The 12,662-nt window shown below is 57.7% G+C and carries 14 protein-coding genes and 2 tRNA genes; 6 read left to right on the top strand and 10 right to left on the bottom strand.

Annotated features, from left to right (window positions below):
• Positions 1-88 precede the first annotated feature (88 nt).
• Complete coding sequence (locus ABOA88_RS05125; RefSeq protein WP_367851060.1) at positions 89-439, top strand: hypothetical protein; 351 nt, start codon at positions 89-91, stop codon at positions 437-439.
• Position 440: 1 nt separating this feature from the next.
• Here the strand turns inward: ABOA88_RS05125 and ABOA88_RS05120 are convergent, their stop codons facing one another.
• The 6 genes from ABOA88_RS05120 to ABOA88_RS05095 all read right to left on the bottom strand — a co-directional run bounded on the left by ABOA88_RS05120 (position 441) and on the right by ABOA88_RS05095 (position 5,499).
• Positions 441-1,139: a YoaK family protein gene (locus tag ABOA88_RS05120; protein WP_367851059.1), complete on the bottom strand. Its 699-nt coding sequence runs from the start codon at positions 1,137-1,139 to the stop codon at positions 441-443.
• A 15-nt stretch (positions 1,140-1,154) separates the two neighbouring features.
• Entirely contained in the window at positions 1,155-2,228 is a 1,074-nt protein-coding gene (locus ABOA88_RS05115; protein ID WP_367851058.1) for a PAS domain S-box protein, read from the bottom strand.
• A gap of 135 nt (positions 2,229-2,363) precedes the next feature.
• Entirely contained in the window at positions 2,364-3,131 is a 768-nt protein-coding gene (locus ABOA88_RS05110; RefSeq protein WP_196168761.1) for an SDR family oxidoreductase, read from the bottom strand.
• Positions 3,132-3,149: 18 nt separating this feature from the next.
• Positions 3,150-4,217 (bottom strand): phosphotransferase family protein, encoded by a 1,068-nt coding sequence (locus ABOA88_RS05105; protein ID WP_367851057.1) that lies wholly within the window; start codon positions 4,215-4,217, stop codon positions 3,150-3,152.
• A gap of 198 nt (positions 4,218-4,415) precedes the next feature.
• Positions 4,416-4,733: an SCP2 sterol-binding domain-containing protein gene (locus ABOA88_RS05100; protein WP_196168759.1), complete on the bottom strand. Its 318-nt coding sequence runs from the start codon at positions 4,731-4,733 to the stop codon at positions 4,416-4,418.
• 55 nt (positions 4,734-4,788) lie between these two features.
• Positions 4,789-5,499 (bottom strand): histidine phosphatase family protein, encoded by a 711-nt coding sequence (locus tag ABOA88_RS05095; RefSeq protein WP_196168758.1) that lies wholly within the window; start codon positions 5,497-5,499, stop codon positions 4,789-4,791.
• Between the two features lie 196 nt (positions 5,500-5,695).
• Between ABOA88_RS05095 and sohB the strand changes: the two genes are divergently transcribed.
• From sohB to ABOA88_RS05080, 3 genes are all read left to right on the top strand, one after another.
• Positions 5,696-6,715 (top strand): protease SohB, encoded by a 1,020-nt coding sequence (gene sohB / locus ABOA88_RS05090; protein ID WP_367851056.1) that lies wholly within the window; start codon positions 5,696-5,698, stop codon positions 6,713-6,715.
• A gap of 152 nt (positions 6,716-6,867) precedes the next feature.
• Positions 6,868-6,941: transfer RNA gene (locus tag ABOA88_RS05085), tRNA-Cys, on the top strand.
• 616 nt (positions 6,942-7,557) lie between these two features.
• Positions 7,558-7,887 (top strand): hypothetical protein, encoded by a 330-nt coding sequence (locus ABOA88_RS05080; RefSeq protein ID WP_196168714.1) that lies wholly within the window; start codon positions 7,558-7,560, stop codon positions 7,885-7,887.
• Between the two features lie 408 nt (positions 7,888-8,295).
• Here the strand turns inward: ABOA88_RS05080 and ABOA88_RS05075 are convergent, their stop codons facing one another.
• On the bottom strand, positions 8,296-8,970 hold the full coding sequence (locus ABOA88_RS05075; protein WP_367851055.1) for a polysaccharide lyase family 7 protein: 675 nt from the start codon (positions 8,968-8,970) through the stop codon (positions 8,296-8,298).
• A 250-nt stretch (positions 8,971-9,220) separates the two neighbouring features.
• Between ABOA88_RS05075 and ABOA88_RS05070 the strand changes: the two genes are divergently transcribed.
• Positions 9,221-9,409, top strand: coding sequence for a hypothetical protein (locus tag ABOA88_RS05070; protein WP_196168712.1), 189 nt, complete (start codon positions 9,221-9,223; stop codon positions 9,407-9,409).
• Between the two features lie 24 nt (positions 9,410-9,433).
• Here ABOA88_RS05070 and ABOA88_RS05065 read toward each other — a convergent pair whose 3' ends face one another.
• Positions 9,434-9,847 (bottom strand): DoxX family protein, encoded by a 414-nt coding sequence (locus ABOA88_RS05065; RefSeq protein WP_196168711.1) that lies wholly within the window; start codon positions 9,845-9,847, stop codon positions 9,434-9,436.
• A gap of 479 nt (positions 9,848-10,326) precedes the next feature.
• Positions 10,327-10,412: transfer RNA gene (locus tag ABOA88_RS05060), tRNA-Leu, on the bottom strand.
• A 72-nt stretch (positions 10,413-10,484) separates the two neighbouring features.
• Between ABOA88_RS05060 and ABOA88_RS05055 the strand changes: the two genes are divergently transcribed.
• Entirely contained in the window at positions 10,485-11,153 is a 669-nt protein-coding gene (locus ABOA88_RS05055) for a hypothetical protein (protein ID WP_367851054.1), read from the top strand.
• Here the strand turns inward: ABOA88_RS05055 and ABOA88_RS05050 are convergent.
• Positions 11,092-12,242, bottom strand: a protein-coding gene (locus ABOA88_RS05050; protein WP_367851053.1) for an IS3 family transposase whose coding sequence is annotated in 2 segments (ribosomal slippage) — positions 11,092-12,008 and positions 12,008-12,242 — 1,152 coding nt in all. Because the reading frame shifts where the segments join, the coding sequence is not laid out codon by codon here. The genes ABOA88_RS05055 and ABOA88_RS05050 overlap by 62 nt on opposite strands.
• Positions 12,243-12,662 lie beyond the last annotated feature (420 nt).

The following is a 12,662-nucleotide window of genomic DNA, read 5'->3' as shown; positions in this document are numbered from 1 at the left end:
TATCTGCGACCCTCACCTGCGCGGGATAATTCATTTGCCGTGACTGCAGTGCTAGAGTCGCGTTCTTTTTTGCCTTGAGGATGGAAAAATGCGAGCACTCGTGCCGATGGTCGCCGCTCTGGTGTTGGTCGGTTGCGCCTCTGCCACCATGCAAGCTGCACGTGGCAACGCGCCGACCGCGCAACTCGACTCGCACAAGGCGCCGGAGATCGTCGCCCAATGCATCCAGTTCAGCTGGCAGGAAGAAGCGGCGTTCGGGGTCGATGCCAGCGGTTATCTGGAGCCACGCAAGCAAAGTGGTTTCACTGTCTATACCCGCGAGGCCGAGTCGTTCGCCGACATCTATCCGCAGGCCGGCGGCACCCATGTGGATTACTACGCGCAGAAGAACGACACCATGGCCCTGCGTCGCCGCGCCGCGGCAGCGACCTGCCTGTGATTCAACGGGGCATATAGCGAAGCTGCCAGCGCCTGGGGATTTTCAGCGAGGCCAGGCCCAGCAAGACTGCCAGCAGGGCGCTGGCGATCAGGGCCAAGCGGTCGAAGTGCTGTTCCAGCAAGACGCCGGCGATGGCTCCCAGGAGCATGCCGCACCAGGGGATCAACTGCACCCGCCAACCCAGCTTGCGCTGGCCGAGCAGGGTGCGTCCCAGGCCACGGCCAAAGCGCGACAGGGCACCGGTGACATAGGTCAGCCCGATGGGTAGGCCGTTCACTTCCTCTACCACGGCATTGATCATGCCCATGGCCATGACCGCCGCCAGCAAGGCGGGCAGTTGAAGAGGCTCGGGCAGCAGGCCGGCCAGGGCCAGCAGGGCGGCGATCAGGCTCAGCAATGGCCAGGGACGACGGCCTGTCTTTGCCGCAACGACCACGCCCAAGGCGTTGCCCAGAACGAACGCACCGATCACCAGCATCAGGCGCAACACCGGGCCCAGCTCGGCGCTGCCCAGTGACACCGCCAGGCGTGTGGTGTTGCCACTCATGAACGAAACGAAATCGCCTGTGGCCATGAACCCGATCGCATCGGTCATGCCAGCCAGCACGGACAGGCCGGCGACGAAGTAAAGGCCCACCGCGCCGCGGCGCTGCACGTGTCTATGGCACTGACCATTAACCGATTGGCTTCCTGGTAGCATCGTCGGTTCTCCGGTTCAGTTCAGGCGGGCCTGCAGCCCGGCGATATGGGCTTGCAGACGTTCATGCTGGTCGCGTTCGGCGGTGATGTCTTCGAACACACTGATCAGATGTTCTGGTCGGCCGTCGGCGTGTCGCTGCAGTGAAGTGCGGGCGCGTACCCAGAGGTAGTGGCCGTCCTTGTGGCGGACGCGCTTTTCCACTTCGTAGCGGTCGATTTCGCCCGCCAGCATACGTTTGAGGAGCACCAGGTTGTCTGGCAGATCGTCGGGGTGGGTGAGCTGCTGGAAGGTCATGCCATACAGTTCCTGCTCGGTGTAGCCGAGCAATTCGCAGAAGGTGCTGTTGACCCGCTGCCAGCTGCCATCAGGGTCGATGTAGGCCAAGGCGCCCCAGGCCAACTCGAAGATGGTGCGAAAGCGCTCCTCGCTCTGGCGCAGCTCCGCCTCGGCGACTTTGCGCTCGGTGTCGTCCATGCTGATGCCGACCATCTTCACCGAGCGACCGGCGCTGTCCTGCAGCACGGTGGCGCGCGACGCGATCCAGCGTTGGCTGCCATCCGGGCGGGTAATGCGAAAATCGCACTCGCATGGAGCGCCGGTGGCGACCGCGCGGGTGTACATGGCGTGCATCTGTTGGGCGTCTTCGGGAGCCACATGGGCCCAGAAGTCCTCGTTGCGTCGCACCGGCCAGCCATACACGGCCTCGACGTTGGGTGAATAGGTCACCTCGTCGCTGACCAGGTTCCACTCCCAGGTGACAATTCGCGCGCCTTCCTGGGCCAGCTTCATGCGTGTCTCGCTCTCCATGATCTCGGCAGTGTAGCGCCGCCGCAGATCGGTCATCGGCAGCTCCACCACCTCGGCGTGCTGAACGCTTTGCATGGCCTCTTCGCCATAGCGCAGCCAGATCCAATTGACGTTCAGGAAGTCCGCCAGTTTGCGCAGGTTGTCATAGTCGATCTCGCCGCCCCGGGTCCACTTGTGCACGGCGGTGCGAGAGATGCCCAACGCAGTGCCTACCGCCTGCAGCGTCAATTTGTGGTGTTCGAGCAGTTCCTTGAGGCGAAAGGCGAAGCTGTTTTCCGTCATGTTCAGGGTCCTGGCAGAGGCGCGAGCTGCGAGTATACCTGAGCTGTCAACTTGAGGTTGACGAGGTGCAAGGGTGCGATCGAGCGTAAAGGGCGCCTGCCGCAGAGCTGCACGTGGCAGGCGCCCAATCTCTAGTCAGGAGAGAAAACCGCCGTCCACGTTGAGCGCGGTGCCGGTGGTGTAACTAGAAGCGTCGCTGGCCAGATACAGCACCGCACCGGCCATTTCGCCGGGATCGGCCACGCGTTTGAGGGGGATTTGCTGCAAGGCGGCATTGCGGATGGCGTCGTTCTTGACCAGTGCCGAGGCGAACTTGGTATCGGTCAGACCTGGCAGCAATGCGTTGCAACGAATACCGAACTGCGCGCACTCCTTGGCGAACACCTTGGTCATGTTGATTACCGCGGCCTTGGTCACCGAATAGATGCCTTGGAACAATCCGGGCGACACGCCATTGATCGAGGCGACGTTGATGATGCTGCCGCCGCCGTGTTCACGCATCAGCTTGCCGGCCTCCACCGACATGAAGAAGTAGCCGCGAATGTTGACATCCACGGTTTTCTGGAAGGCGCCGAGGTCGGTGTCCAGCACATTGCAAAACTGCGGATTGGTGGCCGCATTGTTGACCAGGATGTCCAGGCGTCCGAACTGTTCACGGATGCTGGCGAACACCTGCTGGATCTGCTCCATTTCACCGATGTGGCAGGCCATGGCAGTGGCTCTGCCGCCAGCGGCAGTGATGGCGTCGGCGACCGCTTGGCAGCCTTCGTGCTTGCGGCTCGAGACGATCACATGGGCGCCTTGCTGGGCCAGCAGATGGGCGATGGCCTCACCGATGCCGCGGCTGGCGCCGGAAACGAAGGCGATCTTGCCGTCGAGGTCGAACAGCGTGGTCTTGGACATGCCGGATTTTCCTTGTTATCAGAGTGAGGACTTATCGATCACTTGCAGGGCCATGTGCTCCAGCAGCCGGTTCATGTGGATGAACTGGGCAAAGCGCTTGTCCTGGGTCTGGCCATGGTGGAAGCGGTAGTAGATCTGCTGGACGATGCCGGCCAGACGGAACAGGCCGTAGCAATAGTAGTAATCGAAATTGTCTAGGTGGATGCCAGCGCGTTCGGCGTAGTAGTCGACGAACTGGCGGCGGGTCAGCATCCCAGGGGCATTGCTCGGCTGACGCCGCATCAGTTGAACCGGCGGCGGGTCGTTGGCCTCGATCCAGTAGGCCAGGCTGTTGCCCAGGTCCATCAACGGATCGCCCAGGGTGGTCATCTCCCAGTCCAGTACACCAATGATGCGCATGGGGTTCTCGGCATCGAGGATGACGTTGTCGAAGCGGTAGTCGTTGTGCACGATGCCTGGGCGCGGGTGGTCGGCGGGCATCTTGTCGTGCAGCCAGGCGATCACCTGTTTCCACAGCGGTGCATCCGGGGTCAGGGCTTTTTCGTAGCGGCTGGTCCAGCCTTCGATCTGACGCTGCACATACCCTTCTGGCTTGCCCAGGTCGGCCAGGCCGCAGGCGGAGTAGTCGACTTGGTGCAGTTCGACCAGGCGATCGATGAAACTCTTGCACAGCGCCTCTGTGCGGCCGGCATCCAGGCCCAGCGAAGGCGGAATGTCCGAGCGCAGGATGACGCCCTTGACCCGCTCCATGACGTAGAACTCAGCGCCTATCAGCGACTCGTCTGTGCAGTGCACATAAGCCTTGGGGCAGTACGGGAAGCCACTGTTGAGCTGGTTGAGGATACGGAATTCCCGCCCCATGTCATGGGCGGACTTGGCTTTTTGGCCGAAGGGTGGACGACGCAGGACAAACTCTCGATCCGGGTAGGCGAGCAGATAGGTGAGATTCGACGCGCCGCCAGGGAACTGGCTGATCGAGGGCGTACCCTGCAGGCCTGGGATATGAGCCTTCAGATAGGGATCGATGACGGCCGTGTCGAGCTCTTCGCCGGGGCGTACCTGGGTGGATTGATCGTTGAGCGTCATGCGTTTTCCTTATTTTCTAGCGCAATAACTATTGGCTAATCTAATTTCGCTAGGTCGCTGGCACAAGCGTACCAAGGTGCTTATAGGCGAGGGTGTTGCCGATCGATCACTCATCTTGATGGGCCTTGCGCGGCTGCTGGCAAAAAAAAACCGAAGCCGGTTGGCCTCGGTTTTTTCATCGGCAAGCGCTCGAGCCACTCAGGCGGGGAACAGCTCGCTGAGTTTCATCGACAGCATCATGTCGCCTTCGACACGCAGCTTGCCGCTCATGAAGGCCTGCATGCCATCAGTGTCACCGCTGACGATACCTTGGAGGGTTTCGCTGTCCATGACCAGGGTGCAGTTGGCGTCTGGGTTCTCGCCTTCCTGCAGGTTGCAGGTACCGTCCTTGACGATCAGTGCGTAGTGCTTGTTTTCGTCGGTGATGTTGAAACCGAACACCAGGTCCAGGCCGGCGGCAGCGGATGGGTTGAACTTCTCTTGCATCTTCTTGACGGCATCAGCTACGGAGGTCATGGCGCATTCCTTATAGAGTGATATTCACGTCCCCGGTGGGGACAACAGGCCGGGCTCATCGATAGGTGACAAGCTCCGGCGTCCTCAACAGCTGCACATGGGCTTGGCTGTTGAAGGAAGCCAGTGTCACGTCGTTGCCCCGAAATTTCAGGTGGCTGAGCGACGTGTTGATGATCTGCCAGTTCAGCGCGAAGGCTTGGCTGGGGGTGATCCGAGTAACCAGGTGGAGCAGGGCGGCGATGGTGCCACCGGAAGTAAAGATGGCAATGTTGTCCCCTCGGCTTGCGCTTTGGAGCACTCGAGCGAGGCCGCCCTGGACTCGGGCGATGAATGCCTGCCACGTCTCCAGGCCATCGCTTTGGTGTTCGCCGTCGTGCCAGCGTTGCACCATCAGCGCGAACAGGCGCTGGAACTCGCTGCGATGAGTCGTGCCGTTGCGCAGGATATGCAGCGCGTCGGGCTCTTGCGGTAGCAGGTCGGGAAGCACTGCACGGATAACGCCATCGGCATCGAACTCGTTGAATGCCGCGTCGGTCTCAATAGCCGGCGTCGAGCAGCCTTGGGCCTGCATGGCTTGCAGCGTCAGGCGCGCGGTGTCTTGCTGGCGGCGCAGGTCGCCGGCCAGGCACCGATCCAGACGCAGACCGAGCTGGGCCAGATGCTCTCCCAGCGCGTGGCTCTGGCGTGCGCCGACGGGTGAGAGGACGTCGTAGTCATCGGCACCGAAGGAGGCTTGGCCATGTCGGATCAGGTAGATATTGCCCACGGAGAGGTCCGGCCCAAGGGAGTTGCTGCGAGGTTAGGATGCGGCAGACAGGCTGTCAACGAAAAAACATACAAGCGTTTGAAAAGGTTGTTTGAACTATGTTGCCAGCGTTTTCCCTGGCTGGCAGCGCTTGTGACGCAACGGTATGCTTGATGCAGTTTCGCGCCTTCAGGCGCTGGTCTATCAAGGAGTCAATGTGGAGTTTCTTGCCGAATACGCAAGCTTTCTCGCCAAAACCGCCACCCTGGTGATCGCCATTCTAGTGGTCCTGTCGGCCATTGCCGGCTTGCGGGGCAAGGGGCGGCGCAAATCGGGCGGGCATTTGCAGGTCACCCGTCTCAATGAGTTCTACAAGGAGCTGCGCGAACGCCTCGAAGCAGGCATATTCGACAAGGCCCAGCTCAAGGCGCTACGCAAGCAGCAGGCCAAGACGGAAAAACAGCAGAAGAAGGGTAAGGCTGAAGAGAAAAGCCGTGTTTACGTCCTCGATTTCGACGGCGACATCAAAGCGTCCGCCACCGAAAGCCTGCGCAACGAGATCACCGCGCTGCTGAGCCTCGCCACGCCCCGTGACGAAGTCGTGTTGCGTCTCGAGAGCGGTGGTGGCCTGGTGCACAGCTATGGTCTGGCCGCCTCGCAGCTGGCGCGCATCCGTCAGGCTGGCATTCCGCTCACCGTGTGCATCGACAAGGTTGCCGCCAGCGGCGGTTACATGATGGCCTGCATCGGCGAAAAAATCGTCAGCGCCCCCTTTGCCGTGCTCGGTTCGATCGGCGTGGTGGCTCAGTTGCCCAACGTCAATCGCCTGTTGAAGAAGCACGATATCGATTTTGAAGTGCTCACCGCCGGTGAGTACAAACGTACGTTGACGGTGTTCGGCGAGAACACTGAAAAGGGCAGGGAGAAGTTCCAGGAAGACCTGGATATCACGCATCAGCTGTTCAAGGATTTCGTCTCCCGGTACCGCCCTCAGTTGCACATCGATGAAGTCGCCACAGGCGAAGTCTGGCTGGGTGTTGCCGCGCTGAATCGAAAACTGGTCGATGAGTTGCGGACCAGCGATGAATACCTGAGCGAGCGCGCCCGTGAAGCGAATCTGTTCCACTTGCGCTTTGCCGAGCGCAAGAGCTTGCAGGAGCGAATCGGCGTGGCGGCCAGCAGCACTGTGGAGAACACGTTGGTCGGTCTCTGGAGTAAGCTGGGTCGCCTGCGCTAACACCTTGAGCCCCTTGAATATTTTTTCTAATCAGGGGGTTGCAAGGATCAACGAATGTAGACATAATGGCGTCCATCGAAACGCAGCAAGCTTAAAAAGCGCTGAAGTTTCAAGGAGATAGCGGCATGAAAGCAGCTAGATCCGAACTTTGAGGCCGAGTAGCAAAGTGGTTATGCTCCGGATTGCAAATCCGTCTACGCCGGTTCGATTCCGACCTCGGCCTCCACCATTCAAAACCCCGCAGATCTAGGTTTGCGGGGTTTTTCGTTATGGCGCGGAAAAGGAAGGAGTTCCGAAACTTCAGCCTTGCGAGGGCTTGGCGATCGCTCCGACGCTACGGTAAACGCGTTCTGTGATGCCTCTTTCGAGGCGATGAGCTTCGAAGTAGGCGAAGCTCTATCCAGGAGCAGGCGGGTCCTTCTCTATTACGAGATAGTGCCCGGCCGTTATCGCATCAGCGATGAGGGAGCATGCGATCACAAAGGCTGGTCGGGATCGCCTTGAGGTAATCCGAGAATAACTCGACCTGTCGGCTGATCATTAGGCAACAAAAAGCCCGCTCCATGGCGGGCTCTCTGTGACGGGTGCTGATCCTTCAGCTTGGTAGGATTGTAGGGCGAGTTGATGACGGAATGCTAGATAAAAAAAGGCCCGCCGGAGCGGGCTGAATGTCCCAACATGAACGAAGTTGACTTTACAGTCAGCTTTGTCAAGAAATCGTGAAAGCACGCGTTTCATCCTTCTCCTCAATTAGCCGTCAATCGGGTTGTTCTACCTTCGTGGATTGGTGTCCCGTCGGCGTTGATTGCTAGAATCCATTAGCCACTTTGGATCTATCGTAAATGCATCGACTTCCTATTCTTATTTGTTCAGCAGTGCTCGCTACCCTGGCAGGATGCGCATCGCCAGGTGAGCCAACCGGCAGCAAGCTAACCAGCAAGACCCCCGAGGCATACGCGGCGTGCGTACTGCCAAAATGGCAGGCCATGGCGCCGCTTACCACGCAGAAATCCATCTCCAATGGATACCGCATCACAGCGCCCAGCGCGGTGACTTCCGATGATGTGCTTGAGGTCGTCAAGTATCACGAGGGTAGCCGCGCAACGTTCTACAAAGGCAGCTTTTTGTCGACCGATAAGCTGCGCACAGCGGCACGAGAATGTCTGGATTGATGCCTGAAGTCACAGCTTGACTTTGCGCATCAAGGCGAAAACCCGGCACGGAGCCGGGTTCTCGGTAGATGGGGTCAAGTCCTTTTGGCTCGATCAATAATGATCGCGTTGCGTGACAGGTGTGTGACAGACCTTTCCCGTGGGTTTGATACTTTATTCGCCTGGTAGGCCTCGGACTTCGAAGCGGCTCGGGTCGGCGCCAGATCCCATGCAGGGGTAGCAAATGGAACAGGACATTCTGACAAGTTCCACCTGAGGTGAGAGGGGGTAACACGGGGCACGTTTTAGGTAGCGAAAAAAGAAAACCCGCCAAGAAGGCGGGTTGAAAGAACGTATGAAGCAGTCTCAGTGTGCCCAGTCGTTTGTCAGAAATTCGTGAAGTGCCTGTTCACAGACTGTCGATGGATCTCAAAAGTGGTCCAGCTCAAGGTGACTGATCACGCAAACCGAGCCGTCTTCAGCGGGCGTGGAGTCGGTAAAGTCGATCTGGTTGTACAGGCCGCCGTGGAAGTTGAAGATCCGAGTGTTCCATGAGTTCGCCAACTGAAGTGTTGGAGAGTGGCCCGTGCGTCCGTTACAGGTTGCGCTGAGGATAACGGCGCCGCTGGATGAGACTTTGATAACGATCTCGAACGGTGTCCCCAGTGGCACCTCGGTCAGAAGGGTGGTCGTGGGTGCGGTTGCTTGGTTGAATTCCGGACGAAAACCATAGGTGAGCTTGCCTTTGTTCCAGAACACTTTGATGGGTGGGCTGTCGTCGTCCTTTACGTGCAGTTGTGAAATCACCACTTTTTGTAACGAGTTCACCTTCTGCAGCGTAAACGTTTGGTGGTTACGGTGGGTGGCGGCGCTACCCAAGGCCCAATAGAGAGGTTCCTTCCACTCGCAACGGGTTCGGTGGGTACTTTTGCTGGCTGCGCCCTTGGTTGGGGCGTTCAGGCGAATGGAACCATCGGGCAGACGGGCGACAAACTCACTCAGCGTTACTAGGGCAACGGCACCGGTGACCTCCAGGGCCACGGGGTCGGTGTTTGATTTAGGGGCGGGCGTGGTGATGATCAGGTTGTCGATATTCACAGTCATGCGGGTTCTCCTTGATAAAACACAGGTCCACATGTGTGCGAGCATCGAAGCCGGGCATATGGTTCCCACAAAGATTGCGCAGGCAGACCAAATGAGTAAAAAAAAGCCCGCCAGGGTGGCGGGCAAGAACGTTTGAAGGGAGAGATTCGAGACTAGCGGTTGAGCGGTTAAGCCAGCGTTAAGCTGCCAGCAATTGACCGCGACTGATGATCGGCCTATACAGGCCTGCTTTGACTCTTGGAGCCCAGCCATGCACGACGAAGACGACCTGCACGAACCCGAGCACGATCATCTGCTCGACCACGAGTTTCTGGAGGAGGATGTCGATCCGGAAGCTGACGCCCATGGATTTCTGGACGAAGCCGAGGAAGATGAAGCGCTTCTGGATGATTTCGAGGATGAGGAGCATCCCGCCTGGCACGACGACATCGACGATTGAGTCGCCGTACCAGCGTAATGGCTGTCAGCGACGGTCCAGGGAGAAGCGTCCGGCGCCGCTCACCGCCAACAACAACAGCCCGCCGACGATGCTCATGTTTTTCAGAAACTGGGTCATGTTGGCGCTACGCTCCGGGTCGACCATGTTCCAGTACGGATGCCCGAGCAATGCAGTACCCAGCACGAACAGGGCGAACAGGAAGGCCAGCGGGCGCGTATAGAAGCCCAGGATCAGCAGGATGCCCACGGCGAACTCCATGATCACCGCAATCGCCGCCGCGAGCATGGGCGCAGGGGCACCGAGTGAGCTCATGTAGTTGACCGTGCCTTCAAAGCCGGTCAGTTTGCTCCAGCCGGACAGGATGAACAGGATCATCAGCAGTACACGGGCGAGCAGGATGATGATGTCGCGTTGGCCATCGAACAGGGAGTAGCGCATGGTGGCGTTCCAGTGAGCGGGGACATGTTCCACTGTAGCAGTCGGTACACGTTTTGCCGGGCATGAAAAAGGCGCCGTAAGGGCGCCTTTTCAGAAGGAGATGGTGCGAGTGGCGGGACTCGAACCCGCAAGGCTCACGCCGACAGATTTTAAGTCATTCTGCCCCACATCAGATGTCGAGAGCTACAGGGAGCTACGCACCGTGATTTTGAGCTTAAAAGCTTTGTAAATCAGGCGTTTGAGGGCAGCATTAGCTCGCTGGAATGCGTAGGCGTAGCGCAAGGAGAGATATGGCGAGATACCGTGAGATACCGGCAGCGCTACCAAGCTAGCTACCAAGGGCTCCCAAGTGAATTTCAAAGCGTCGTCGCTTCGATTTGATCGTTTCTTGAGCAGGTAGAAGGGCTGGCAATGCCTGAAAGGCCTAGCCGCGAGAGACGAATCTAGGTGTCTGGCCGAGCTGGCCTGTGCTTCAAGAATGGTGCCCCGGGCCGGACTCGAACCGGCACGCCCAGAAGGCGGCGCATTTTAAGTGCGATGTGTCTACCAATTTCACCACCAGGGCAGGTGAGGCAGGCGATTAGACACTAAAAACACGCAAAAATCAACGGTTTAGATGCTGAGTAGGAGTGTGGACGTGGCTCTGCGGATCAATTTCACTAAAGACTTTATTCGTGATCTTGTATGTCCTGACGGCAAGTCTGAGATGTATGTTTACGATAGTCACACCAAAGGCCTTGCTGTCCGAGTAACAAAGGCCGGTGGGAAGACTTTTTATGCAATTAGAAAGGTTGACGGTAAAGACCAGCGTAGAAAGATTGAGGTGTTCGATTATAAGAGCGCAAAGTTGCCTGTGGTCAGGGAGGCGGCGGAAAAGATTTATGCGAATCTTGATGTGATTCTTGTTGCAGAGCGCAAGAAAAATTTGAGGGAAAGCATCACCGTCGATCAAGCGTTTGAGTCAATGATTTCTAAAAAGACGAAGCTTGCAAAAAGCACCATCGGTGATTATAGGAAGACGTATGACAATTACATCAGGCCAATATGTGGCGGCATGTCGCTCATTTCAGTGACAAACGATGTAGTGCTTGATCTGCATGCGAAAGTAACATCCCCTGTTATGAGAGCCAACGGCAAGATGAGCCAGCCACGAAATCGCTCTGCGAATAAGGCGGTATCTCTGCTTGGTTCTATTTGTTCTTACGCAATTGTATTTTACAAAGATGTGAATCGCCCCTGGTTTCCTAGACACTCTCCAAGCTCAGAAAATGGCGTCTCTCATACTCTACTGGCGACAGCTGCATAGCACTGCCGTGTCGGCGTTTAGGGTTATAGAACATCTCGATGTAATCGAAAATATCACTTCGGGCTTCGTCACGTGTTGCGTAGATTTTTCGTCGGATTCGCTCCCGCTTCAACAGCTGGAAAAAGCTCTCGGCTACGGCGTTGTCATGGCAGTTTCCTCGCCGACTCATACTGCTGACCACGTTGTTGGCCTTCAGGAAGCTTTGCCAATCTGAGCTACTGAATTGACTGCCTTGGTCTGAATGAATCATCACTTGCTGCTGTGGCTTGCGGCGCCACACGGCCATCAGCAATGCGTCGATCGCCAAGTCGCTGCACATCCTGGGCTTCATTGACCAACCAATTACTTGGCGTGAGAAGAGATCCAGCACTACCGCCAGGTAGAGCCATCCTTCATAGGTGCGAATGTAGGTGATGTCTGTCACCCAGACCTTGTTCGGCTCACTGACCTTGAACTGCTGCGCAAGGTGGTTCGGCGAGGCTACGGTCGGCTTTCCGCCGTAAAAACCTGGACGCCGCCGATAGCCCGTTTGCGAACGCAGCCCCTCTGCCTGCATCAAGCGCCCTACTCGATTTCTCCCGCATGCCTCTCCCAGCTCACGCAGGTCATCGTGAATCTTGCGGTAGCCGTACACACCTCCGCTTTCCAGCCAAGCATGTTTGATCAAGCCAAGCAGACGTTGATCTTCTTTTGCTCGGGCAGATTGAGGCTCGGCCAGCCAGGCGTAATAGCCGCTGGGATGCACCTTGAGGGTTTGGCAAAGGCGACGCACCGGGTAATCCGTCGAGTGCTTCTTGATGAAGGCGTACTTCAGCCACACTCCTTGGCAAAGTACGCGGCGGCCTTCTTTAAGATGTCTCGCTCTTCCGTCACGCGCTTGAGTTCAGCGCGTAGCTTACGCAGCTCGGCCTGCTGATCTTCGTCTTGCTGACGCTGTTCTTGGGGCTTGCTGTAGAGCTTGATCCAGGCGTAAAGGCTGTGAACGGACACCCCCAGACGCTGGGCAACATCAGCGACAGGCCTGCCTTTCTCGGTCACTTGCTTGACCGCTTCGATCTTGAATTCTTCGGGGTAACGCTGACGACTCATGGCACCTCCTATTTGGGCCTCATTATGAGGCTTGGAGGTGTCTACGAAACCAGGGGCGATTCACTCATAGCAATCTCATAGCACTCAACATAGGCCTCGGAGCTTATCACCAGCGTGGACACCCATCCAGTGTGTCTAGGTAGGGGATTTGAGGGCCTGGGGCAGGGCAGTCTGACCATTATCCATCGATGCTACAGGTGCTAACACGGCGTGTGCGGAGGTCGCCTGCCGATTCATGGTTGCAACTGGGGGGGCCGGGTTTTCGGAAGCTGACGAGTTGAGCGGGGGAGTAGGGCAGCTGCTTGCTACGCTTCAGAAGGGGGATTTAGCCTTGGCTAGTGTCAAGGCACCTATCTCTGCGAGGTCGTTATGAAAAAAACACCTGACTATGAGGCTGGCTGGACTACCCCAACCATCAAC

It is taken from the genome of Pseudomonas sp. PKS (assembly GCF_051913525.1).
In the GTDB taxonomy this organism is placed as follows: domain Bacteria; phylum Pseudomonadota; class Gammaproteobacteria; order Pseudomonadales; family Pseudomonadaceae; genus Aquipseudomonas; species Aquipseudomonas guariconensis_D.
The sequence above is the reverse complement of the archived record's forward strand: the minus strand, read 5'-3'. Positions and strand labels throughout refer to the sequence as shown.

Excerpts from the sequence above, each read along its gene's own strand:
- ABOA88_RS05065 (WP_196168711.1), bottom strand. The coding sequence starts at position 9,847 with ATGCGCTACTCCCTGTTCGATGGCCAACGCGACATCATCATCCTGCTC.
- ABOA88_RS05070 (WP_196168712.1), top strand. The coding sequence starts at position 9,221 with ATGCACGACGAAGACGACCTGCACGAACCCGAGCACGATCATCTGCTC.
- ABOA88_RS05080 (WP_196168714.1), top strand. The coding sequence starts at position 7,558 with ATGCATCGACTTCCTATTCTTATTTGTTCAGCAGTGCTCGCTACCCTG.
- ABOA88_RS05120 (WP_367851059.1), bottom strand. The coding sequence starts at position 1,139 with ATGCTACCAGGAAGCCAATCGGTTAATGGTCAGTGCCATAGACACGTG.
- ABOA88_RS05100 (WP_196168759.1), bottom strand. The coding sequence starts at position 4,733 with ATGACCTCCGTAGCTGATGCCGTCAAGAAGATGCAAGAGAAGTTCAAC.
- ABOA88_RS05110 (WP_196168761.1), bottom strand. The coding sequence starts at position 3,131 with ATGTCCAAGACCACGCTGTTCGACCTCGACGGCAAGATCGCCTTCGTT.
- ABOA88_RS05105 (WP_367851057.1), bottom strand. The coding sequence starts at position 4,217 with ATGACGCTCAACGATCAATCCACCCAGGTACGCCCCGGCGAAGAGCTC.
- ABOA88_RS05075 (WP_367851055.1), bottom strand. The coding sequence starts at position 8,970 with ATGACTGTGAATATCGACAACCTGATCATCACCACGCCCGCCCCTAAA.
- ABOA88_RS05125 (WP_367851060.1), top strand. The coding sequence starts at position 89 with ATGCGAGCACTCGTGCCGATGGTCGCCGCTCTGGTGTTGGTCGGTTGC.
- ABOA88_RS05115 (WP_367851058.1), bottom strand. The coding sequence starts at position 2,228 with ATGACGGAAAACAGCTTCGCCTTTCGCCTCAAGGAACTGCTCGAACAC.